Here is a 24,141-nt window from a genome sequence, read left to right on the forward strand (position 1 = left end):
CCCTCGGCGGCGTGTCGTGTGCCTTGGTTCAGTGTCGCGGCGGAGCAGTCGCGGTAGACCAGAAGTCGACCAGCGTCCGCGCGATCGTCTGCGCGTCGATCAGCAGGGGCGCCACCCGGCCGCCACCCCTCACGACGCCGACGCGGGCGTCGCGCATCGCGGCGCAGGCTGCCCTGGCCTGTTCCGGCGGCCAGCCTTCGTCGTCGTCGTGAGCGGCAAGCATCAGGGTCGGTGCCGCGATCTGCGGCAGTCGGTTATGCAGGCTCGGGCGCTTGAGCATCATCGAGCGCACGGCGTGATACATCCCGACGCGGTCGGCCTGGCGGAACGCCTCCATCACGCCGGTCGAGCCGTCCGGCCCCAGCAGCGCGTCCGACAGCGGATCGCAGACGAGGCTGACAGGTCCGAAAAGGCGATACAGAGCCACCAGGGGCAACCCCTTCGTCAGGCGAAATCGGGTGTCGGTGCCGTGTACGGGGGTGCCGATGGTGGTGAGCGTTCGGATCCGCTGCGGTTGCGACGCGGCGAGCACGATGCCGACGTGACCGCCCCAGGCGTTGCCCACCCAGTCCACCGGCCCGCCGCCACACATCCCGTCCAAGACGTCGGCAGCGGCCTGCGCACACTCGTCGAATGTGAAGTCGCGGTTCAGTGGCTCGCTGCGCCCGTGTGACGGCCCGTCGACGGCGATGACGGTGCGATCCGGCGCCAGATCGGCGAGCGCGCCGATCAGCGGAACCCACGAGCGGGAGTCCAGGAACAGGCTGTGCCACAGGAGGGTGACCGGTCCGGTGCCCCGGCGCAGTACGTGAAGCCGCCCCAGATCAGTCTCGACATACTCGTCGTTAAGGCTGCTCATGATCACCCCATTTACTTCGGAAACCGAAACTTCGGTATCCGTAGTATCTTCGTGAACCATGGCGGCGTCAAGTGGGCTCCCGACGGATCGGCAGGCGATCGGTCAATTGCTGGTGCGGCTGACGCGGCAGTTCCGCACCGATCTCGCGGCACCGCATATCGAGCAGGGCTACGGCGACATCCGGGACCCGCACCTGCAGATATTCGGCAACATCCGGATGGGCGGCATCCGGCTGACCGAGCTGGCGGCGCGGGCGCAGCTGAGCCTGGCGGCGACGTCTGAACTGGTCAACGACCTCGCGACACTGGGATATCTGACCCGCCGCCCCGACCCGAACGACGGCCGCGCCAAACTCATCGATCTGACCGACCGCGGACGACGCCTGCTCGCCGATGCCGGCGATCGTGTAGCCGACATTGAGACTCGGTGGTCACGACTGGTCGGCCCCGATGACTTCGCGCACATGTGCGCCACCATGCAACGACTACTCGACGCTCTCGACCCGGCCGACTCCCGGGCGTGAGGCTGGTGGCGCAACTCACAGCGAACTCGCAGTGGCCCACCATTGAGGAATATCTTTACTTTAGCTAACGTTCTTTCTATCAGCGCAGCGTTGCGCCACTTAGATTTCATTCTTTCCAGTTCATTTCAAAGAGGATCTGATATGACGACCACACAAGACGAGCGGATCGCCCGCCGCGCCGAGGAGCTTGCTGCCACCGACCCCCAGTTCGCCGCCGCCCAGCCCGACCCTGCGGTGGCCGAAGCGCTGGAGAACCCCGACCTGCGACTTCCCCAGGTCATCCAGACCGTCCTCGACGGCTACGCCGACCGGCCGGCGCTGGGCCAGCGGGCAGTCGAGTTGGTCGCGGACCCGGTGACCGGCCGCACTTCGCTGAACCTGCTCCCCCGGTTCGAGACCGTCACCTACCGCGAACTGGGCGATCGGATCGCGTCATTCGGGCGCGCCGTGACCGCCGCTGATGTTCAACCGGGCGACCGCGTCTGCGTGCTGGGCTTCAACAGCGTGGACTACGCCACGATCGACATGGCGCTGGGGCAGATCGGGGCCATCTCGGTGCCGCTGCAGACCAGCGCCGCGATCGCCCAGCTACAGCCGATCGTCACGGAGACCGAGCCCAGCCTGATCGCCGCGAGTGTCAACCAGTTGAGCGACGCGGTCGAGCTGATCCGCCGGGCCGAGCAGGCACCCCGGAAGCTGGTGGTGTTCGACTACCACCCGCAGGTCGACGACGAGCGGGAGGCTGTGGACTCCGCCGTGGCCGCCCTGGCGAACACCGGTGTCGCGGTCGAAACGCTGGCCGACATCCTGCAGCGCGGCGCGGACTCGCCGGCGCAACCGCTTACCGAACTGGCCGACGACGCGCTCGCCCTGCTGATCTACACCTCCGGCAGCACCGGCGCCCCCAAGGGCGCGATGTACCCGCAGCAAAACGTCGGCAAAATGTTCCGCCGGTCCGCTAAGAACTGGTTCGGACCGACCGCCGCGTCGATCACGCTGAACTTCATGCCGATGAGCCACGTCATGGGCCGCGGCATCCTGTACGGCACGCTCGGCAACGGTGGCACCGCATACTTCGCCGCCAAGAGCGACCTGTCCACCTTCCTGGAAGACCTGGCCCTGGTGCGGCCCACGGAGATGAACTTCGTGCCGCGAATCTGGGAGACCTTGTACGGCGAATTCCAGAGCGAGGTGGACCGCCGCCTGGCGACGATGCCGACGAGGCACGAGTCGGAGGAGGAGTCAGGCCATCAAGCCCGGCTTCTCGAGGGGGGCGACCGTGCCGCCGTCGAGGCCGAGGTCCTGGTGGACCAACGGGAGAACCTGCTCGGCGGACGATTCATCTTCGCGATGACGGGATCAGCGCCCATCTCCCCCGAGCTCAAGACCTGGGTGGAATCGCTGCTGGAAATGCACCTGCTGGACGGCTACGGCTCCACCGAAGCCGGAATGGTGCTCTTCGACGGCGAGGTGCAGCGCCCGCCGGTGATCGACTACAAGCTGGTCGACGTTCCGGACCTGGGTTACTTCACCACCGACCGGCCTCACCCACGGGGTGAGCTGCTACTGAAGACCGAGAACCTGTTCCCCGGCTACTACAAGCGCCCCGAGATCACGGAAAGCGTGTTCGACGAGGACGGGTACTACCGCACCGGCGACGTCGTGGCCGAGGTGGCGCCGAATCAGGTGCGCTACGTCGACCGCCGCAACAACGTGCTCAAGCTCGCTCAGGGCGAGTTCGTCACCGTCGCCAAGCTGGAGGCGGTGTTCGGCAACAGCCCGCTGGTCCGGCAGATCTACGTCTATGGCAACAGCGCGCACCCTTACCTGCTGGCAGTCGTGGTGCCGACCGCGGACGCACTGGCCGCGCACGGCGTCGAAGCGCTCAAGCCGATGATCGCCGATTCGCTGCAGAGCGTCGCCAAGGAGGCCGGACTGCAGTCCTACGAGGTGCCGCGCGACTTCCTCCTCGAGACCACCCCGTTCACCCTGGAGAACGGTCTGCTGACCGGTATCCGCAAGCTGGCGTGGCCGAAGCTGAAGGCGCACTACGGCGAGCGGCTGGAGCAGCTCTACGCCGACCTGGCCGCCGGCCAGGCCAGCGAACTCAGCGAGCTGCGTCGCGGCGGGGCCGACGGGCCGGTGCTGGAGACGGTGAGCCGGGCCGCGGCCGCAATGCTGGGCACAGCCAGCAGCGATCTGTCCCCCGACTCGCACTTCACCGATCTCGGCGGAGACTCGTTGTCCGCGTTGACCTTCGCCAACCTGCTGCAGGAGATCTTCGGGGTCGAGGTGCCGGTCGGCGTCATCGTCAGCCCGGCCAACGACCTGCAGGCGCTGGCCGCCTACATCGAGGCGGAGCGTCAGCCCGGTTCCAAGCGGCCCACGTTCACCTCGGTGCACGGCCGGGACGCCGTCGAGGTGCACGCCAGTGACCTCACGCTGGACAAGTTCATCGACGCCGACACCCTGGCCGCGGCACCCGGCCTGCCGGCGCCGAGCGACCAGGTGCGCACCGTGCTGCTGACCGGAGCCACCGGCTTCCTGGGCCGCTACCTGGCGCTGGAATGGCTGCAGCGGATGTCCCTGGTCGACGGCAAGGTGATCTGCCTGGTTCGGGCCAAGTCGGACGAGGACGCCCGCGCCCGCCTGGACAGCACCTTCGACAGCGGGGACCCCAAGCTGCTGGCGCACTACCGGGAACTGGCCGACAAGCACCTCGAGGTGCTCGCCGGCGACAAGGGTGAGGCCGACCTCGGCCTGGACCGCGTCACCTGGCAGCGGCTGGCCGACACCGTCGACGTCATCGTGGACCCGGCGGCCCTGGTCAACCACGTGCTGCCCTACAGCCAGTTGTTCGGGCCCAACGCGCTGGGAACCGCGGAGCTGATCCGGTTGGCCCTGACCACCAAGATCAAGCCCTTCAGCTACACCTCGACGATCGCGGTGGGCGGCGGAATCGAGCCGGGTGCGTTCACCGAGGACGCCGACATCCGGACGATCAGTGCCACACGCCAGATCGACGACGGCTACGCCAACGGCTACGCGAACAGCAAGTGGGCCGGCGAGGTGCTGCTGCGGGAGGCGCACGACCTGTGTGGCCTGCCGGTCGCGGTGTTCCGCTGCGACATGATCCTGGCCGACACCACCTGGGCGGGTCAGCTCAACGTGCCGGACATGTTCACCCGGACGATCTTGAGCCTGGCCGCCACCGGTATCGCCCCCGGATCGTTCTACGAACTGGACGACGACGGCAACCGGCAGCGCGCCCACTATGACGGTCTGCCGGTCGAGTTCATCGCCGAAGCCGTGGCCGTGCTCGGCGCACAGAGCGGCGACGGGTTCGCCACCTACCACGTGATGAACCCCTACGACGACGGCATCGGGTTCGACGAGTTCGTCGATTGGATGATCTCTCCGACTAACGGTGCCGGATGCGCCATCCAGCGGATCGCCGACTACGGCGAATGGTTGCAGCGGTTCGAGACGTCGCTGCGGTCGCTGCCGGAGAAGCAGCGTCAGGCCTCGTTGCTGCCGCTGCTGCACAACTACCAGAAGCCGGAACGGCCGATCAACGGATCGATCGCACCGACCGTCGTGTTCCGCTCGGCGGTGCAGGAGGCGAAGATCGGCCCGGACAAGGACATCCCGCATGTCACCCCGGCGATCATCGCCAAGTACGTCAGCGATCTGCGGTTGCTCGGGCTGCTCTGATTCCACAGCCGGGGGCAGGCGTTCGGAGATTTCCGCCGAATGCCTGCCCCCGGCTTTTGGATCGTGGGTCGGTTTGACGACCGGTGGCGGTGGGGAAACTCAAGGCCATGTCTGAGCCGTCCAACCACGATCTGGCAGTGCGCATGGCCGACCTGGCTCGCGTCGTCGCGGCGCCCCGGCGGGCCGGGGACATCCTCGCCGAGGTCACCGCGGCGGCCGTGGAACTGATTGCCGGTGTCGACACCGCGGGCATTCTTCTGATCAGCAAAGGCGGCCAGTTCGAGTCGGTCGCCACCACCGATAACGTGCCGCACGAACTCGACGAACTGCAGTATGCGCTCAACGAAGGACCCTGTATCGAGGCGGCGTCATCGTCGGACTACGACGTAGTGCGCACCGACGACTTTCGTCACGAGACGCGCTGGCCCTCCTACTCGGCAGCCGTCTGCAAGCTGGGCGTGCTCAGCGGCCTGTCTTTCCGGCTGTACACCCATGAGCGCACCGCCGGCGCGCTGAACTTGTTCGGGTACCAGCCGACGACCTGGGATGTCGAGCAGCAGACGATCGGGACGGTCCTGGCCGCCCATGCCGCCGCGGCCATCATGTCGAACAGACAGAGCGAGAATCTGCGCTCCGCGGTGGCCAGCAGGGACCGGATCGGACAGGCCAAGGGCATCATCATGGAACGCTATGACGTCGACGACGTGCGGGCCTTCGACATGCTGCGGCGGCTGTCCCAGGAGAGCAACACCTCGTTGGTGGAGATCGCGCAACGGGTCGTCAACACGCGCGGTGACCGCTGAGCGCTGCGGGTTCGCTCAATTCGCGGCGATCATCCTTGCGGGTGGGGCCACCGCAGATACGCGTTGGAGCGGCCCGCCCCGACGTTTTCACGCGGACGGCGAACCTCCCGCCAGCGCCGGGGGTCGTTGGCGGGGGTGACCTGTCCGCGGGGCTTTGTCGCTGCGTCCGGAGTCGGCTCGGTCTTGGGCGCCACAGCAGCGACGGGCTCGCGGGTGACGTCCTGCGCAACCGGCGCCGGGAGGTCGCGTGCCAACCGGGCGGCGGTGCCGGCCAGCGCGAATCCGCCGATCAAGACGATCAGGGTTCCTAAGCCGGTGAAGTAGCAAAGCTCCAGGACGGCGCGCTTACGTTCGGTCGATGCGACGGGATCGCCGATGGTTCCCAGGTGCAGCAGCGGCGCGATCCGCTGACCGAGAACGAACCAGGCACCGGCCAGCGCCGCCACGAAGCCGCCGGCCATGGCGACAACCCGGTTCCGGGACAGGATCAGGAGCAGACCGCCCAACACCGCGGCCGCTCCGGGCAGCACTTCGAACCACCCGCGTGCCGCTGTCCACGCCCAATCCTGGGCGGGTGTGAAGGCGAAGTGAAAGCGCGGCCCGACGAACGGGATCAGCGCCCCCCAAGCACCCGCGACAACCAGCAGCAGTCCACTGACGGCGCCGCGGGACCGGGGCATCTGCAGTCGATGTTCATGCTCTGCACTTTTCATGGCCGCCGGGTACCCGACATCGCTCGATATAACCGGCGATGCCGACAAGATCATTGCGCCGCCGACGACGACTCCGGATCCGTCCGCATAGGCACGACGCTTGGTCGCCGGTCGCTCCCAAGTGCTCCCGTCCGCGGCCGCAAGAAGGTTGCTGCAAGACGGGACCATAACCAGTGATCGCCGGGATGAATTGAAAACTGATTCTAAAATGAGGTCGGCACATTTTTCGCGCGCCGTCCAAACGCGACCGGCTGACACCACGAAGGTCGACCAGCGACTCTCCAAATTGCTTGCTTCAAAAGCATTTACACGCGATTTAACTGCTTAGTGACCTTTCAACGGTGACCGCCACAGCAATCGCACGAGCGGCGCAAGGTTGACGAGAGCTTTTTTGCGCAACCGGGATCTTTGATTTTGTATGCAAATTGACGGAATCGCTGAAAATTCCTCACGACGCGCGATAACGTTCGCGGCGCAGTCCCATCGGGGATCTGTCCCAAGCGAGGCCAAGGGAGCCGGATTTGTCTTCTTACGTGATCGCTACACCCGAGACCTTGGCCGCAGCGGCGAGCAATTTACGCGGGATCGGAGAGGTACTGCGGGCCGCCGGCGCGACCGCGGCGCCCCTCACGACGAACATCGCCGCGTTGGGCGGTGACGAGGTCTCGGCGGCGGTGACACGACTGTTCGGCGCCTTAGGCGAGGAGTACCAGGCACTCAGCGCACAGGTGGCCCAGTTCCATGGCCAGTTCACGCAAACCGTTGCTGGCGGCGCACACGCCTACGCTGCCGCTGAAGCTCTGAACGCTGCACCGCTGCGCGTGCTTGAGCAGAACGTGCTGGGGTTCATCAATGCACCGACCAACACGTTCTTGGGGCGCCCGCTTATCGGTGACGGCGTCAACGGCGCCGCGGGCACCGGGGCGGCAGGCGGGGCGGGCGGGATTCTCTGGGGCAACGGCGGCGCGGGCGGATCGGGCGCGCCCGGCTCAATCGGTGGGCGTGGTGGCGATGCGGGCCTCTTCGGCAACGGCGGCGCTGGCGGCGCCGGGGGCGTGGGTGCGGCCGGCCTGGTGGGCGGTACCGGTGGAGCGGGCGGCTCCGGTGGTCTGCTGAGTGGGTTCGGTGGAGTGGGAGGTGCCGGAGGCGCCGGCGGTGTTGGTGTGGCTGGTGTCGGGGGTGCCGGCGGGACCGGCGGCCTCGGAGGGGCAGGGCGAGCCCTGTTCGGCGGCGGCGCCGGAGCCGGCGGCGCTGGCGGAACCGGAGGTGCAGGTGCGATCGGCGCTGCCGGCGCCGACGGGGCAGGTCCGCTGGGCGGCCAGGGTGGCCTCGGTTTTGCCGGCGGTGCAGGCGGAGCGGGCGGCGATGGCGGGGCCAGCGCCGGGTTGATGAGTGCCGGTGGCGCCGGCGGAGCCGGCGGACTGGGCGGAGCCGGCGGCCAGGGTGGGTTCGGCGGCAGCGGCGTGGGGTTCGACGCCGACGGCGGCAACGGCGGTACCGGGGGTCACGGCGGCGCGGCAGGGGTGGGAGGAGCCGGCGGATCCGGCGGTTACCTCGGGGCAGCAGGTCACGCGGGTGGCACCGGATCCGGCGGCGTCGGTGGCACCGGCGGCACCGGTGGCCAGGGCGACGCCGGGGCGATCGGCAGCTCCACTGCGACCCCGACGGCCGGCGGCATGGGCCGAATGGGGGGCGCCGGCGGCCAGGGAGGTGGCGGCGGCGCGGGTATCGGCGGACTCAACGGAGGAGCCGGCGGCCAGGGCGGCGACGGTGGCGGCGGCGGCGCCGGCGGCCACGGCGGCAATGCCACCGCCACGACAACCACCGGCGCGACCGGAGGCGGCGCGGGCGCCGACGGCGGACATGGCGGCGCCGGGGGTGCCGCGGGGGCCGCAGGAAGCGGCGTGGACGGCGGGGCGAACGGCGGTGTCGGCACCGGCGGGACGGGCGGCGCGGGTGGTGCCGGCGGATCGGGAGCGAACGGAGCCAGTGGTACCGACGGCGCCACCACGCCCACGGTCGGTTTACAGGGCGGCCACGGAGGCACCGGCGGGACGGGCGGCGACGGCGGCGCCGGGATCGGCGGAATCGGTGGCGGCAAAGCCGGTGCCGGCGGCTCCGGGGGCGAGGGCGGTGCGGGCGGCCAAGGTGGTTCATTTCTGGGCACCACGTCGACCGGCGCCACCGGTGGCGGTATAGGCGCCGCGGGCGGCAAGGGCGGCACCGGCGGCGCTGCCGGTGCCGCCGGCCAGATCACCGACGGCGGAGCTGTCGGCCTCAACGGCACCGGCGGCGCCGGCGGGCACGGCGGCGCAGGCGGCGACGGCGCGACCGGCACTGCCGGCAAGAACTCCATCGCCAACCCGACCTCGGGTAACCAGGGCGGCCAAGGTGGAGCCGGTGGTGCCGGCGGCACCGGCGGTGCCGGGATCAACGGCCTCGGCGGCGGCCAAGCCGGCGACGGCGGCGACGGCGGACGCGGCGGGGGCGGCGGCAACGGCGGTACCAACACCGGCATCACTACGACCGGAGCAACCGGCGGAGGCATCGGCGGCCAGGGCGGACAAGGCGGAACGGGCGGCAGTGCGGGAGCCGCCGGCACCCGCGCCGACGGCGGTGCCGCCGGCGCTCACGGTACCGGCGGCACCGGTGGTCTCGGTGGCAATGGCGGCAACGGCGCCACGGGCGCCAACGGCTCCGATGACGTCATCAACCCGACCGCCGGTCGCCAGGGCGGCCAAGGTGGCACCGGCGGCGCCGGAGGTACCGGCGGTGCGGGCATTGACGGCGCCGGTGGCGGCAAAGCCGGCGGTGGCGGCCGCGGCGGAAACGGCGGCACCGGGGGTAACGGCGGCAGCAACTACGGGTTCACCGCTACCAGCGGCGGGGGCGCCGGCGCTCAAGGAGGTCAGGGCGGCACCGGCGGTAACGCCGGAGCAGCGGGCACCCAAGTCGCAGGAGGTGCGGCTGGCACCCACGGCACCGGTGGCACCGGCGGCCTCGGCGGAAACGGCGGCAACGGCGCAGCCGGCGCGAGCAGCCCCAGCGACCCGGTCAGCCCTGCCCAGGGCATTCAGGGCGGCCAAGGAGGAACCGGCGGGCAGGGCGGTACGAGCGGCGCGGGCTCTAACGGCGTCGGGGGCGGGCAGGCAGGCAACGGCGGCGTCGGCGGAAACGGCGGAAACGGCGGCAATGGCGGCACCAACTCCGGCGTCACCGGCGGCGACGGCGTAGCAGGCGGCCAGGGTGGCACCGGCGGAACTGCCGGCTCGGCCGGCATCACCCGTGACGGCGGCGCGACCGGCCTCAATGGCACCGGCGGCAATGGCGGTCTGGGGGGCAACGGGGGCGATGGCGGCACCGGCGCCAACGGTGTCACCGGCAATCTCGCCACCGCAGGCCAACAGGGCGGCCAGGGTGGTGCCGGCGGCGCCGGCGGCACCAGCGGCGCCGGCTTTAACGGCCTCGGTGGCGGCAAAGCCGGTAACGGCGGCGTCGGCGGAAACGGCGGCATCGGCGGAAACGGCGGCACCAACACCGGCGACAGCGGCGGCGACGGCGGCAACGGCGGACAAGGCGGCACTGGCGGCACAGCCGGCGCAGCGGGCGCCACCCGCGATAGCGGCGCGGCCGGCCTCAATGGCACCGGCGGCAACGGCGGCCTGGGCGGCAACGGCGGCGATGGCGGAACCGGCACCAGCGGCCTCAACAGCGCGACAAATGCCACCGCCGGCGGACAGGGTGGCCAAGGCGGCACCGGCGGCCAGGGTGGCACCAGCGGTGCCGGCATCAACGGCGTCGGCGGCGGGCAAGCGGGCAACGGGGGCGTCGGGGGCAAGGGCGGCATCGGCGGGAACGGCGGCAACAACACCGGCAGCACCAGCGGAGCCGGCGCGGCTGCCGGACATGGCGGCACCGGTGGCACGGCCGGTGCCGCGGGCATTGAGCTCGACGGAGGAGCGGCAGGCGCCAACGGGACGGGGGGCAACGGCGGCACCGGCGGGAAAGGCGGCGCAGGCGGCACCGGGTTGAGCGGCGCCTCGGGCACCACGCCCGCTGTGGGTGGCCGTGGTGGTGACGGCGGCACCGGCGGCACAGGCGGAGCCGGCATAAATGGCGTTGGTGGAGGCGTCGGCGGCAACGGTGGCACCGGAGGCACTGCCGGTAATGGCGGCCAAGGGGCCCCCGACGCCGATGGCAAGGGAGGTACACAGGGCGGGCTAGGAGGCAGGGGCGGCGTTGGTGGCAATGGGGGTGCGCCGGGGTGGGGCAACACTGTTGGAGGACAGGGTGGCCAAGGCGGCACCGGCGGCAATGGCGGCAATGGCGGCAATGATCAAAACATCAGCGGCTCGCTGAACTACGGGGGCGGCGGTGGCGGAGGCGGCGCGGGCGGTCAAGGCGGCAACGGCGGCGGCGGAGCGGCCCTCGGGGGTCAAGGTGGCAGCGGCGGCGCAGGGGGCAACGGCGGCCTCGCCTCCAACTCTGGCACCGCGGTGGCTTACGGCGGCACGGGCGGCGGAGGTGGCGTAGGCGGCGCCATCGCGTCGGCAACTAGCGGCGGAAACGGCGGCGCCGGCGGCGGTGGCGGGGCAGGCGGCACGGCCGCGGAAAATGGGGCGTTCGGCGGGGGCGGAGGCGGAGGAGGCGCTGCAGGAGACATCGGCAGCACCGGCGGATCAGGAGGAACTGGCGGGCTGGCTTCAGTGACCAGTCAGATTCTCATCGCTGAGGGCGGCTCCGGCGGTCGTGGAAGTGTCATCGGGGGCGGCGGGGGCGGCGGCGCGGGCGGATATGCCGCGGCGCCGTCTGGCGGCTCCCCCACCCTCACCAACGGCGCTGCAGGCAAACCGGGTGGCACCTTCAGTGGTGGTGACGGTGGCATCGGACCTGCGGGCATGAACGGAGGCAACGGTAGCGCGCTCGGCTCGGGGAGCGGAGGGATCGGCGGCGTAGGCTACTTCTTCTACGGAGGCGCTGCGGGCGGCGTCGGGCAAGGTAGTTGAGCTCGATCGCGCCAGCCCATCGCGGCGGTGCTTTAGTACTGTCAGCGGGTCGGACGCGCAGCGATCTGCAGGGAAGCGCCGATACGCAGACGATTCCCCCGCGACACAGCGACACAGGCCGACACCTCTTGCGCGGCCAGCCTGTGCGGTGAAGTCCGGCTACGGGTGCGACACCGGCGAGCGATGCCGCCGGAACAGCCCCCGCCGCTGCTCGGTCCCCTCGGCCGGCGCCGCAAATCGGTCCCGCGGCGTGGTCAATGCGTCGGTCGACACCTCGCGTTCGGGTTCGACCAATCCGCTGTACTGCGGCTGCGCCGGGACCTGCTCCACCGGGTGGGCGACGGGCGCAACGGGTTCGAGGGGCCGGACGTCACGTGCCAGCCGGAACGCCATCCGGGCCAACGCGGCCCCGGCGAGGAAGGCGATCAGGACGCCCAGTCCAGAGAAGTACGCGAGTTCCACCGCGACCCGCTTGCGATCGGTGGCACCGACCGGGTCACCGACCGAGCCGATGCCCGACAACGGCGCAAAGGTACGGCCGACCACGAACCAGGCCCCGCCCAGTGCCGCCAGCCAACCACCGAGCATGGCGCTGCCGCGATTACGCGAAACGATGAGCAACAGGCCGCCGACCGCGGTGGCAACACCGGGCAGGACCTCCAGCCAGCCGCGGGCGGCGGTCCAGGCCTGGCCGGGCGTATAAGAAAAGTCGAAGTTCGGGCCGATGAATGGGATCAGTGCTCCCCAGACGCCCAGGATCACCAGCAGCAGTCCGATCACGGCGCCACGCGAGCGCGGGATTCGTCCCCGGGTGGGGCGGTCCTCGATGGTTTTCATGACATCTCCCTCGGTAGGTACCGGGCTGGGTACCCGGACGCGGAGACGTTGAAGCATGCCGCTCAGCGTGTCCTGGTGGCGAAGAAAGTGCCTGATCGCCGCCGTGAGCGCCCGTCCGAGGTGAGCGACTACCGGAGCCCGATCAGCAGCAGCGCAACCGCGATCACCGGGAACAGGCCCTGCGTCACCGCCGCCCGTGCCTTGTCTCGCGCCGAGAGCAGCAACACCACCGCGGCCGCTGCCATCGATCCGACGCCGGCGAAAACCAGCGCCGCCCCGACGTCACGGTGACCGGCGAACATCGCGGCGATACCGATCCCGGAGACGATGGCCAGGAACAGGTTGTAGAAACCCTGGTTGAACGCCAGCAGCTTGGTGGTCTCGGCTTCCTCCGCCGTGGTGCCGAAGGTGGCACGGGTGCGCTTGGAGGTCCACGTCAGCGACTCCATGGTGAAGATGTAGACGTGCAGGACCGCGGCCAGCGCGGCGAAAATCAAAGCGGCGGTGACCATCTGCGTTCTCCTAGTCGAAAAGCCCGGGCTGCGAGACCCCGGCCGGCGGCGTCATGCCCAGATGTGTCCAGGCCAACGCCGTGGCCACCCGGCCTCGCGGCGTGCGCGCGACCATACCGGCGCGCACCAGGAAAGGCTCGCACACCTCTTCCACCGTCGCAGCCTCTTCCCCCACCGCCACCGCCAGCGTCGACACCCCCACCGGACCGCCGCCGAAACTGCGGGTCAACGCCGACAGCACCGCCCGGTCCAGCCGGTCCAACCCCAACTCGTCGACGTCGTAGACCTGCAGCGCGAATTTCGCAACGTCCCGGGTGATGATGCCGTCGGCGCGCACCTCGGCGTAGTCCCGCACCCGGCGCAGCAACCGGTTGGCGATCCGCGGTGTGCCCCGCGAGCGGCGCGCGATCTCCGCCCCCGCCTCGGCACCCAACTCGATACCCAGGATCCGGGCGGAGCGAGCCAGCACCCGCTCCAGTTCGGACGGCTCATAGAAGTCCATATGCGCGGTGAAGCCGAAGCGGTCGCGCAGGGGGCCGGTCAGAGCGCCGGACCGCGTGGTCGCCCCGACCAGCGTGAACGGCGCCACCTCCAGCGGAATCGACGTCGCGCCCGGGCCTTTGCCGACGACCACGTCGACCCGGAAGTCCTCCATCGCCAGATACAGCATCTCCTCGGCGGGCCGGGCAATGCGGTGGATCTCATCGATGAACAGCACGTCGTGTTCCACCAGGTTGGACAGCATGGCGGCCAGGTCGCCGGCGCGTTCCAGCGCCGGCCCCGACGTCACCCGCAGTGAGGACCCGAGTTCTGCGGCGATGATCATGGCCAACGACGTCTTGCCCAGGCCGGGCGGCCCGGACAGCAGAATGTGGTCCGGGGTGCCGCCGCGGTTCTTGGCTCCCTCGATAACCAGTTGCAGCTGCTCACGTACCCGCGGCTGACCGATGAACTCCTGCAGCGAGCGGGGCCGCAGGCTGCCGTCGATGTCGCCTTCGCCGACCGCCAGGGCCGGTGACACGTCGCGCTCGTCGAAGTCTTCGGGATCGTTCATTTCGCCTTGCCCAGCAGCGACAACGCGGCCCGCAGGGCCGTCGACGTCGACGCCTCACGATCGGCGGCGAGCACCTTGTCGGTGGCGTCTTCGGCCTGCTTGGCCGCAAACCCCAGGCCGACCAGCGCCTCCACCACCGGGGCACGCACGGCGTGACCGTTCACCGCCGGTGCGGCGCCGGACCCGGTGACCAGGCCCACCTTGTCGCGCAGTTCCAGCACCATCCGCTCGGCACTGCGCTTGCCGATGCCGGGCACCCGGCAGAGCGCGGTGACGTCGCCGTCTGCCAGGGCCTGGCGCAGCGCCGTCGCATCGTGCACGGCCAGGGTCGCCATCGCCAGCCGCGGCCCGACGCCCGAGACCGACAACAGCGTCTGGAACAGGTCGCGGGTCTCCGCGTCGCAGAACCCGTACAGCGTCATCGAATCCTCGCGCACAATCATCGCCGTGATCAGCCGCGCCTCGCTGCCCGACCGCAGCGTGGCCAGCGTCGACGGCGTCGCATTGACCCGGTATCCGACCCCCGCGGCCTCGATCACGACGTGGTCCAGCGCCACCTCCAGCACCTCACCGCGCACCGAGGCGATCATCGGGCCGCCTTCAACTTGGCCAGATACTTGCTGCGCTGCTGCGCGGCCTGCGCCTCGGCAGCGGCCATCCGAGTCAGCATCGGCGCCCGCCAGCAGTGACAGATCGCCAGCGCCAGCGCGTCGGCGGCGTCGGCCGGGGTCGGTTTGGCCTGTAGCGCAAGGATTCTGGTGACCATCGCGGTGACCTGCGCCTTATCAGCGTTGCCATTGCCGGTGACCGCCGCCTTAACCTCGCTCGGCGTATGGAAGTGGACGTCGATGCCGCGTTTGGCGGCCGCCAGCGCAATCACCCCGCCGGCCTGCGCCGTACCCATCACCGTGCTGACATTCAGCTGCGAGAACACCCGCTCGATGGCAAGCACATCCGGGTGGTGGGTATCGAGCCAGTGATCGACGGCGTCACTGATGGCCAGCAACCGCCGGTGCAGCGGCTCGCCCGACGGAGTGCGCACCACGTCGACGTCCAGCGCGGTGATCTGCCGCCCTCGCCCGCTTTCCACCAGCGACAACCCGCACCGTGTCAAGCCGGGGTCGACGCCCATCACCCGCACCGTAGCTCCCCACGTCATCGTCAGCCGAAGTTCCGAACAGCTGTTCGATAGCGTAGCCGCTGGATGCGACATCACCGATGAGGGACACGCGCTGGGGGCGTGAGTTACGTTATGCGCACTACGGAAGGGTTCGCGTGGGAGCACAACTGATCGTGATAGCGATGGCGCTGTTCATCGCATCGCTTCTGGTTCTCGTCTACGCCCTCAAGAAGAAGCCCAAAACGCCCAAGACGCCCGCACCCCGGCAGGACCCACTCGCGTTCGCCACGCCGCACGAATACGGTCCCCGCCAGCTCGGCCCCGGTGCCATCGTCAGCTACGGCGGCGTCGACTATGTGGTGCGCGGATCGGTCACCTACCGCGAAGGCCCGTTCGTGTGGTGGGAACACCTGCTCGAAGGTGGACCGGAAACCAGCAGCGAGCCGATCTGGTTCAGCGTCGAGGAGGACGACGGCCGACTCGAGCTGGCGATGTGGTTCAAACGTACTGACCTCGACCTGCAACCCGGCGGGCCGCACACGGTCGACGGCACCGCTCTGCATGAAGTGGAGCGCGGTCACGCCGGTTACACAACCGAGGGCACCACCGGCCTCCCGCCCGGCGGCGAGATGGATTACGTCGACTACGCGAGCGCCGACAATGCAGCGCTGCTCTCCTTCGAGCGGTGGGCCCCGGACATGCCGTGGGAGATATCCACCGGCAAGACCGTGCGCACCGGGGAAATGACCGTCTACCCCGCGCCCGCGGGCTGATCGAGGTGCCGCTTCACCACCTGGCGGTGGCTCCGGCCGATGTGTCCGGAGCCCGACTGGCGTTGGTGCTCAACGCGGCGGCGCCGCCCACCCTGGCCAGCTACCGGCTGGAGCACCCCCGCGGCGGCGCCCTGGTGCTCGGCGTCCTGGGCGCCTCGCATGTCGTCACCGTGCAACACGGCATGGGCGAGTTCTCCGAACAGGTCTCCTGCGCCGCGGGGGACGGTCTGCCCGCCCGATCGGAGGCGCCGGGCTATCACCTGGAATCACACAGCACGACGCATAACGAAGCCGCGTTCCGCGCGCTGGCCAGGGACTTGCGGCAACGGTGTGCCCGCGAACCCGGCTGGCTGGGCGGCGTGTTCCCGGGCGACGATGCCGCACTGACCGCCCTGGGCGCCGAGCCCGACGGCGACGGCTGGCAGTGGCGGACCTGGCACCTCTACCCCACCGGCGCGGGGGGGACGGTGGTCTACACGGCAAGCCGGTGGCATCCGTGAGCCGCAACCGACTGCTGCTGCTCGCATTCGGGCTGGCCGTCGCCGGGAGCGCATTCCTGGGCGTCGGGCTGGTGCTGGTCAACCGCGACGTCGGCTCCTACATCGCCGACCACTATCAGGAATACGTGCACGACGCCAATGCACGTCGCTACATCTGCTCGGGATCACCCAGGCAGGTTGCCGACACGCTGGCCCACTACAAAACCCCCGCGGCGCGGGCGTCCAGTGGCGGCACCGAATATCTGCGGTACCGCGACCACATAGTGGTGATCGGACCCGACGGCACGCGCCCCTGCAGCATCCGGGTTGAAGACCTGGGCGCCGGTTACAGCCACGGCTCCTATGTCTTCCTCGGCCCCGGGTTCACCCCCGGATCCCCGTCTGGCGGCTCGGGCGGCAGACCCGGTGGGCCGGGTGGCGTCAAGTAGGTAATCGCGAAGGAGGACTGTCATGTACAACAGCGCGGTGGAGTTCGGCAGCGTCAGCGTCGATCCGATCCTGCACGGGGCCGTCGCCACCGTCCTCTACTTCGCGGTCGGCGTCGTCGTGCTCATCGCAGGGTTCGTGATGGTCGACGTCCTGACACCGGGAAATCTGCGTCGGCTGGTGTTCATCGAGCGCCGGCCCAACGCCGCCATCCTGGCTACCGCGATGTACGCGGCTCTGGGCACGGTGATCATCGCGGCCATCTCCACCAGCTCCAATCAGCTGGGCGAGGGCCTGCTCGGTGTGGCGATCTACGGCGGCATCGGCGTCATCCTGCAGGGACTGGCTCTGGTCATATTGCGGGTCGCGGTGCCGGGCAACTTCCACGAACATGTCCAGGAACCTCAGCTGCATCCGGCGGCCTTCGCCACAGCGGCGATGCTGCTGGCGGTGGGAGGGGTCAACGCGGCCGCGTTGTTATGACGACGACCGCTGCGGCCGAACCCGTCTCGCCGTCACTGGGCCGGTGGCGCGCAGTCCTGCTGGCCGCCGTGGCGGCGTGCGCGGCCTGCGGGATCGTCTACGAGCTGGCGATGCTGACACTCTCGACCAGCCTGAACGGCGGCGGCATCGTGGCGACGTCGCTGATCGTGGCAGGGTATATCGCCGCACTCGGGCTGGGCGCGCTGCTGATCAAGCCGTTGTTGGCGCGCGCTGCGATCACTTTCATCGCAGTGGAGGTGCTGCTCGGCATCGTCGGCGGCCTGTCCGCCGCAGCCCTGTACATCGCCTTCGCCTTCGTCGACGGCTCGACGTTGGTGCTGGCCGTCAGCACCGGGCTGATCGGGTGCCTGGTGGGTGCCGAAGTGCCGCTGCTGATGACGCTGTTGCAGCGCGGACGGGCATCAGGCCCCACCGATCTGGCCACCGACACCGGTCGCACGCTGGCCAATCTGAACGCGGCCGACTACCTGGGCGCACTGGTGGGCGGCCTGGCATGGCCCTTCCTGCTGCTTCCGCATCTGGGGATGATCCGCGGCGCGGCGGCCACCGGCATCATCAACCTGGCGGCAGCGGCGATCGTCGCCGTTTTCCTGCTCCGCCGCGTCGGCTCGGCGCGGCAGTTGGCGGCGGCGCTGACGGCGCTGGCTGCGGCGTTGGCCGTACTGGTGACGCTGCTGATCCGCGCGCAGGACATCGAGGTCTCCACCCGCCAACAGCTCTACGCCGACCCGATCATCGCCCACCGGCACTCGGCGTACCAGGACATCGTGGTCACCCGCCGCGACAGCGATATGCGCCTGTATCTGGACGGCGACCTGCAGTTCTCCACCCGCGACGAATACCGCTACACCGAGAGCCTGGTCTACCCGGCGCTCGGGGCCGGCACCCGCTCGGTGCTGGTGCTCGGCGGCGGCGACGGGCTGGCGGCGCGCGAGCTGCTGCGCCTGCCGGGTCTGCAGCGGATCGTCCAGGTGGAGCTGGACCCGGCGGTCGTCGAACTGGCGCGCACCACCATGCGCGACGCCAACGGCGGGTCGCTGGACAACCCACGGGTGCAGGTGGTGATCGACGACGCGATGACCTGGCTGCGGGGCGGCCGGTCCGACCGCTTCGACGCGGTAATCGTCGATCTGCCCGATCCGGACACCCCGGTGCTCGGGCGCCTCTATTCGACCGAGTTCTATGCGCTGGTCGGGCGGGTGCTGTCCCCCGGCGGGCTGCTGGTGGTGCAGGCAGGCAGCCCCTTCTCGACGCGCACGGCGTTCTGGCGCACCGTCTCGACGATCCATTCCGGCGGCTACGCGGTCACGCCCTACCACGTCTACGTGCCCACCTTCGGCGACTGGGGATTCGTCCTGGCCCGCCGCGGTGATGCCGCTCCCGTGGCGGCGCTCCCGCGAGACGTCCCGCCACTGCGCTACCTCGACCAGCACGTGCTGGACGCCGCCACAGTGTTCTCCGAGGACGTACGGCCGCGTCCGGTGGAGCCGTCGACACTGGAAAACCCGCGGATCGTCGACGACATGCGGCGCGGATACGACTGACTCAGCTGGCGCCCCCGCCACCGGCGCCGCCCTGACCGCCAGTGGTCCCATTCGGCAGCCCTCCGGCTTCTGCCTGGCCCGGGAACTCTCCGTCGCCACTGAAGCCGCCGGCGCCTCCGCCACCGCCCTTGCCGCCGACGCCGGAGCCGAGCGGCACACCGATGCCGTTGCCGCCGTTGCCGCCGCGCCCACCGTTGCCGCCCGCTCCGCCGAGGCCGGGCAAACTCCCCTTGCCCCCGCCTCCGGCGTTGCCGCCGATGCCACCGTCACCTGCATCGAACGCGACAGACGCGTCCCCGCCGTTGCCGCTGTCGCCTCCGTTACCGCCCCTGCCGCCGAAGCCCTGCAGGCCGGTGCCGCCGACACCGCCGGTGCCACCGCGCGCACCGTCGGCGTTGATACCGGTGCCGCCATCACCGCCGCGACCACCGGCGCCGGCGTTGCCACCGTTGGCTCCGGTTCCGCCATTGCCACCGTTACCGCCCTGTCCGCCGGCGGGGTTGATGACGCCACCCACGTCGCCGTTGCCGCCGCTGCCGCCGTTGCCGCCCTGGCCGCCGTTGCCCTGAATACCGGCTCCGCCCGTAGCGCCCTGGTTCGCGCCCGACCCGCCACCGATTCCGCCTGCTCCGGCGGCACCGCCCTCGCCACCGTCACCTCCCCGGCCGCCCTGACCGGCCTGGGGCCGGCCTGCGGTGGACTCGCCCCCGTCGCCGCCGGTGCCCCCGGTGCCGCCGGTGCCACCGGTCCCGCCCTGGCCGCCGGCGCCACCCATGCCGATGGCGCCGTCTTTGCCGTTACCGATGAAACTGCCCTTGCCGGCTGCGCCGCCTTCTCCGCCGGTACCGCCCTGCCCGCCTCTGCCCCCGGTACCGCCGTTGTCGGCAATGCCACCGTCGCCGCCACCGGGACCCCGGTCAGCGCCGTTACCGCCGGTCGTACCCTGTCCGCCCTGGCCACCCTTGCCGCCGACCCCGCCGGCACCACCGTCGCCGCCGTCACCGCCGAACAGTCCGCCGTTGCCGCCGGCGCCGCCCTTGCCGCCGCTCCCGCCGGTGCCGCCCGTCGCCGCGGTGGCAGTCACGTTGGTACCGATGCCACCCCTGCCGCCCGTTCCGCCGTCGCCGCCGTTCCCGACGATGCCCGCGTTGCCACCGGCTCCACCGTTGCCGCCGGTCCCGGTGACGGCGTCGGCACCGTTGCCGCCCTTGCCACCGTCCCCACCGCTGGTACCGAAACTGCCGGACCCCCCGGCGCCGCCGGCGCTTGCACCGGGGCCGCCACCGGCACCTCCTGCGCCGCCGGTACCGCCCGCCCCGCGGTCCCCACCATTGCCGCCCGCTCCGCCGGTGCCATCGCCGCCGGTGAAGGTGCCCCTGGCGCCGTTTCCGCCGTTTCCTGCGTTGCCGCCGTTGCCGCCCTTGCCGCCGGCCCCACCGGTGCCCGCGACACCGTTGCCGTCCTTACCGGTGCCCGCCGCGCCGCCCTTTCCGCCCTGCCCGCCTTGTCCGCCGACGCCGCCGTCCCCACCGTCGCCACCCGCGGCTCCGTTCGAGTTGGCCGAGTTGTCGAGGCCGTTGGTGCCGCTGGCGGCGTTCCCGCCATTGCCACCGATACCGCCGGTCCCCCCGTTTCCGCCCTTGCCGGCGACGCTGCCGCCCTTGCCGCCGGCGCCGCCCGCTCCGCCGGTCCCACCGGTCCCGCCGTCGCCGCCGTTCAGTCCGGCGCCGGCGACCGGAATGCCTGAATTGCCCACTCCACCGGATCCGCCGGTGCCCCCGTTGCCGCCGTTGCCGACCGATCCGGCGTTGCCTCCCGCGCCGCCGGCGGCGCCGCTGAGGCCGGCGGCGGGCGCGTCGGCACCCCTGCCGCCGTTGCCCCCGTTTCCGCCGCTGGTGGGTGCGCTTCCGGCCTTGCCGCCGGCGGCGAAGGTGCCGCCACCGCTGCTGCCGCCGGCGCCACCTGCCCCGCCGTAACCCGGGTTGCCACCGTCACCTCCCCGGCCGCCGACACCGCCATTGACGCTGATCGTGCCGTCGCGGCCGTGACCGCCGTCACCAGGTGTTCCGCCGTTACCGCCATCGCCGCCGGCTCCGCCCACGCCGTGCGCACCGGCTTTGCCGGCGGGCGCGCTGCCGCCGGCGCCACCGGCGCCGCCGGCGCCGCCGTGGCCGCCGTTTCCGCCGCTGGCGCCGTTGCCTCCGTTTGCACCGGGGCTGAACCCGTCGAAGCCGTCGAAACCGTTGCCGCCGTCCGCGCCCCGGCCACCCAGGCCGCCCGCACCACCGGCGCCACCGTTGCCGGCGGCCGCTCCCCCGTTGCCGCCGGCGCCGCCCGCGCCACCTGCGCCGCCGTCGCCACCGTTGCCGGGGGTCGCGCTGGAGAAGGCGGGATTGCCGGACATGCCCCTGCCGCCATCGCCGCCCGCCCCGCCGTTGCCGAACGTTCCGCCGTTGCCGCCGCGCCCGCCGTTGCCGCCGGCCTGACTGGTGCCGATCGCGTCGGAACCGTTGCCCCCGTGGCCGCCGTCGCCGCCACTGGTGGGACGGCTACCCGTCAGCCCGTTCGGACCGGCCCCACCCTTGGCGCTCGTCCCGCCGGCGCCGCCCGCCCCGCCGAAGCCCGGGTTACCGCCGTCGCCGCCATTGCCGCCGGCCCCGCCGTTGGTGCCGTTGGCACCGTTGCCGCCGTTGCCCGGCATGCCGCCGTTACCACCGTTGCCGCCGCTACCGCCCGCGCCTTCGCCGCCGGTAGGTGTCAACAGGCTGTTCAGCCAGCCGCCAGTGCCGCCCGCTCCACCGGTCCCGCCGGCGCCGCCGTTGCCGCCGTTGCCGCCGGACTGGCCATGAGCGCCGGCGGCCGACGGACTGGCGCCGCTGCCGCCCGCACCGCCGTCGCCACCGTGACCGCCGAGACCGCCCGCTCCGCCGGTGCCGATGAGCGCGCCACCGCGGCCGCCCACACCACCCGCGCCGCCAGTTCCCCCGATCAAACCGGACTCTCCCGCTGAGCCAGTGGCGCCCGCGGCCCCGTTGCCCCCGAAGCCGCCGGCACCACCATTGCCGTAGAGAATGCCGCCGAGGCCGCCGCTGCCGCCGGTGCCACCATGTGGGGTTCCCGTGGCGCTACCGTCTCCGCCGGCCCCTCCGGCCCCACCCATTCCCAGGAACCGGGCGTTACCGCCGAGCCCTCCGGCACCACCAGCCTGACCGGCACCTCCCACACCGCCGTCACCGAACCAACCGGCCGTGCCTCCGGCGCCGCCAGCGCCGCCTTGGCCACCGACACCGGCACCGCCCGTCCCACCCGCACCGCCGTTGCCGAACGCGCCGCCTTCACCCCCGGCGCCCCCGGCGCCGCCGAACCGTCCCTCCCCGCCGGCGCCACCGACGGCTCCGGGTCCGAACAATCCGGCGGTACCGCCACCCCCTCCGGCCCCGGCCGTTCCCCCGGGCGCGTTTCCGCCGGCGCCTCCGGCCCCGGGAGCACCAATCAGGTAGGAGTGTCCGCCGCCACCGCCGTTGCCGGCGACACCGAGAGCACCCGCCTGTCCGCCGGTGCCGCCGACGCCGCCGTTGCCCCAGAGCAAGCCGCCGCTACCGCCACTGCCACCGCTGCCGGCCACGCCGTTCGGCGTGGCCGCCGCGCCACCGGCACCGCCGGCACCGCCGTGGCCGATGAGCCCTCCCGCACCACCGGCGCCGCCGGATTGTCCGGCCGCTCCGGACCCGCCGGCGCCACCATTGCCGTACAGAAGCCCCCCGGGCGCGCCTGCCTGACCGGTTCCCGGCGCTCCGTTGGCCCCGTCGCCGATCAGCGCGCGCCCGAACAACAACCGCGTGGGCGCGTTGATCGCGCCCAGTGCCTGCTCTTGGACGGACTGCAGCGGGTTGGCGTTGATCGCCTCGGCCAGGGCATAGGTACCGCTCGATGAGATCATGAGCTGGACGAAACGCTCGTGGAACAGCGCCGCCTGAGCGCTCGCCGCCTGATACTGCTGGGCGTGGGTGCCGAACAGGGCCGCGATGGCGGCGGACACTTCGTCGGCGCCGGCGGCCAGCAAGTCCACCGTCGGCGCCAGCGCGACCGCGTTGGCGGCCTCCACCGCCGTGCCGATTCCGTACAGGTCGGCGGCTGCTGCGCTCAACAATTCTGAATCAGCGACCAAAAAAGCCATCGGACTGCCTCTCATCCCCCCGGGCGACACAGAAATTGGGAATCCCGATGAAGATGATCACGAGCGCCGGACAGGACCCGCAAAGTCAAATTGCACAGAGCCCCGGGGCTGAATAGGGCAATGTGCACAGCGCCCTAGAACACCGCAACGCGGTCAAACGCCGGCGTTGCGGGCGGGGTCCTCCGAAGGTGTGCAGAGTGCACACGCGCGCGTGGCTGGCGAGCAGCTTCTCCGCAGGTCTATGGGGCCTGCTTCCGGCTAACCCGGGCTCAGTCCTCGTCGAGCGCGGCCAGCACCTCGTCGGACAAATCGACGTTGGTCCACACGTTCTGCACGTCGTCGCTGTCCTCCAGCGCGTCGACCAGTTTGAACACCTTGCGGGCACCTTCGACGTCCACCGGGACACTCACGGAGGGCTGGAAGCTCGCCTCGGCCGACTCGTAGTCGATGCCGGCCTCCTGCAGCGCGGTTCGCACGGCCACCAGGTCGGTCGGCTCGGAGATGACCTCGAAACTGTCGCCGAGGTCGTTGACGTCCTCGGCGCCGGCCTCGAGCACGGCGGTCAACACGTCGTCTTCGGTGAGGCCGTTCTTCTCCAACGTCACCATGCCTTTGCGGGAGAACAGGTAGGCGACCGAACCGGGATCGGCCATGGTGCCGCCGTTGCGGGTCATCGCCACCCGCACCTCGCTGGCCGCGCGGTTGCGGTTGTCGGTCAGGCACTCGACCAGAACCGCGACGCCGTTGGGCCCGTAGCCCTCGTACATGATCGTCTGGTAGTCGGCGCCGCCGGCTTCCTCACCCGCGCCGCGCTTGCGCGCCCGCTCGATGTTGTCGTTGGGCACCGAGGTCTTCTTCGCCTTCTGGATGGCGTCGTACAGCGTCGGGTTGCCCGCCGGGTCGCCGCCGCCGGTGCGGGCGGCGACCTCGATGTTCTTGATCAGCCGGGCGAACTCCTTGCCACGGCGCGCGTCTTTCACGGCCTTCTGGTGCTTGGTGGTTGCCCACTTGGAATGGCCGCTCATCGGTGCCTCGTACCTCTTTCGCCGGAAAAGTCGCCTTCAGAGTCTACGTGG

General features: G+C 70.9%; 18 protein-coding genes. 9 read left to right on the forward strand and 9 right to left on the reverse strand.

Translation table 11 applies throughout. From position 1 onward, the window contains the following. Positions 1-28 precede the first annotated feature (28 nt). Complete coding sequence (locus QXK92_RS07840) at positions 29-859, reverse strand: alpha/beta fold hydrolase (RefSeq protein WP_306241102.1); 831 nt, start codon at positions 857-859, stop codon at positions 29-31. A gap of 58 nt (positions 860-917) precedes the next feature. On the opposite strand from QXK92_RS07840, the gene QXK92_RS07845 reads away from it, so the two are divergent. The 3 genes from QXK92_RS07845 to QXK92_RS07855 all read left to right on the forward strand — a co-directional run bounded on the left by QXK92_RS07845 (position 918) and on the right by QXK92_RS07855 (position 5,899). After that, a complete protein-coding gene (locus QXK92_RS07845) occupies positions 918-1,382 on the forward strand; it encodes a MarR family winged helix-turn-helix transcriptional regulator (protein WP_306241103.1) in 465 nt (154 codons plus the stop codon). A 141-nt stretch (positions 1,383-1,523) separates the two neighbouring features. After that, on the forward strand, positions 1,524-5,096 hold the full coding sequence (gene car, locus QXK92_RS07850; protein ID WP_306241104.1) for a carboxylic acid reductase: 3,573 nt from the start codon (positions 1,524-1,526) through the stop codon (positions 5,094-5,096). 107 nt (positions 5,097-5,203) lie between these two features. Continuing rightward, entirely contained in the window at positions 5,204-5,899 is a 696-nt protein-coding gene (locus tag QXK92_RS07855) for a GAF and ANTAR domain-containing protein (RefSeq protein WP_306241105.1), read from the forward strand. A 29-nt stretch (positions 5,900-5,928) separates the two neighbouring features. Here the strand turns inward: QXK92_RS07855 and QXK92_RS07860 are convergent, their stop codons facing one another. Further along, the gene (locus tag QXK92_RS07860; protein WP_306241106.1) at positions 5,929-6,612 is read right to left on the reverse strand and encodes a hypothetical protein; all 684 of its coding nucleotides are present in this window, start codon (positions 6,610-6,612) and stop codon (positions 5,929-5,931) included. Between the two features lie 521 nt (positions 6,613-7,133). Here QXK92_RS07860 and QXK92_RS07865 point away from each other — a divergent pair. After that, entirely contained in the window at positions 7,134-11,618 is a 4,485-nt protein-coding gene (locus QXK92_RS07865; protein ID WP_306241107.1) for a PE family protein, read from the forward strand. 159 nt (positions 11,619-11,777) lie between these two features. Here the strand turns inward: QXK92_RS07865 and QXK92_RS07870 are convergent, their stop codons facing one another. The 5 genes from QXK92_RS07870 to ruvC all read right to left on the reverse strand — a co-directional run bounded on the left by QXK92_RS07870 (position 11,778) and on the right by ruvC (position 15,162). Next, positions 11,778-12,455: a hypothetical protein gene (locus QXK92_RS07870; protein WP_306241108.1), complete on the reverse strand. Its 678-nt coding sequence runs from the start codon at positions 12,453-12,455 to the stop codon at positions 11,778-11,780. A 128-nt stretch (positions 12,456-12,583) separates the two neighbouring features. After that, positions 12,584-12,967: a DUF1304 domain-containing protein gene (locus QXK92_RS07875; protein ID WP_306241109.1), complete on the reverse strand. Its 384-nt coding sequence runs from the start codon at positions 12,965-12,967 to the stop codon at positions 12,584-12,586. Positions 12,968-12,977: 10 nt separating this feature from the next. Next, complete coding sequence (gene ruvB / locus QXK92_RS07880; protein ID WP_306241110.1) at positions 12,978-14,021, reverse strand: Holliday junction branch migration DNA helicase RuvB; 1,044 nt, start codon at positions 14,019-14,021, stop codon at positions 12,978-12,980. Next, positions 14,018-14,611 carry a Holliday junction branch migration protein RuvA gene (gene ruvA / locus QXK92_RS07885; RefSeq protein WP_306241111.1) on the reverse strand — a complete coding sequence of 198 codons (594 nt, stop codon included), beginning with the start codon at positions 14,609-14,611 and terminating at the stop codon, positions 14,018-14,020. Before ruvA ends, ruvB begins: the two co-directional genes overlap by 4 nt. Further along, positions 14,608-15,162 (reverse strand): crossover junction endodeoxyribonuclease RuvC, encoded by a 555-nt coding sequence (gene ruvC, locus QXK92_RS07890; RefSeq protein ID WP_306244270.1) that lies wholly within the window; start codon positions 15,160-15,162, stop codon positions 14,608-14,610. Before ruvC ends, ruvA begins: the two co-directional genes overlap by 4 nt. 134 nt (positions 15,163-15,296) lie before the next feature. On the opposite strand from ruvC, the gene QXK92_RS07895 reads away from it, so the two are divergent. Genes QXK92_RS07895 through QXK92_RS07915 form a run of 5 tightly spaced genes read left to right on the forward strand, consistent with a single transcriptional unit; the run spans position 15,297 to position 18,888 of the window. After that, positions 15,297-15,914: a DUF4178 domain-containing protein gene (locus QXK92_RS07895; RefSeq protein WP_306241112.1), complete on the forward strand. Its 618-nt coding sequence runs from the start codon at positions 15,297-15,299 to the stop codon at positions 15,912-15,914. 5 nt (positions 15,915-15,919) lie between these two features. Next, a complete protein-coding gene (locus QXK92_RS07900; RefSeq protein ID WP_306241113.1) occupies positions 15,920-16,414 on the forward strand; it encodes a DUF2617 family protein in 495 nt (164 codons plus the stop codon). Continuing rightward, positions 16,411-16,842, forward strand: a complete 432-nt coding sequence (locus QXK92_RS07905; protein ID WP_306241114.1) for a DUF4247 domain-containing protein — start codon at positions 16,411-16,413, stop codon at positions 16,840-16,842. Before QXK92_RS07900 ends, QXK92_RS07905 begins: the two co-directional genes overlap by 4 nt. 22 nt (positions 16,843-16,864) lie before the next feature. Beyond that, positions 16,865-17,323, forward strand: a complete 459-nt coding sequence (locus QXK92_RS07910) for a DUF350 domain-containing protein (protein ID WP_306241115.1) — start codon at positions 16,865-16,867, stop codon at positions 17,321-17,323. Then, on the forward strand, positions 17,320-18,888 hold the full coding sequence (locus QXK92_RS07915) for a polyamine aminopropyltransferase (protein WP_306241116.1): 1,569 nt from the start codon (positions 17,320-17,322) through the stop codon (positions 18,886-18,888). Before QXK92_RS07910 ends, QXK92_RS07915 begins: the two co-directional genes overlap by 4 nt. Before the next feature lies 1 nt (position 18,889). Here the strand turns inward: QXK92_RS07915 and QXK92_RS07920 are convergent, their stop codons facing one another. Together QXK92_RS07920 and QXK92_RS07925 are read right to left on the reverse strand one after the other, a co-directional pair. Beyond that, complete coding sequence (locus tag QXK92_RS07920) at positions 18,890-23,065, reverse strand: PE family protein (protein ID WP_306241117.1); 4,176 nt, start codon at positions 23,063-23,065, stop codon at positions 18,890-18,892. Between the two features lie 269 nt (positions 23,066-23,334). After that, positions 23,335-24,090: a YebC/PmpR family DNA-binding transcriptional regulator gene (locus QXK92_RS07925; RefSeq protein ID WP_306241118.1), complete on the reverse strand. Its 756-nt coding sequence runs from the start codon at positions 24,088-24,090 to the stop codon at positions 23,335-23,337. Positions 24,091-24,141: the final 51 nt, after the last annotated feature.

This window comes from Mycobacterium sp. TY815, assembly GCF_030755135.1.
Lineage (GTDB): Bacteria > Actinomycetota > Actinomycetes > Mycobacteriales > Mycobacteriaceae > Mycobacterium.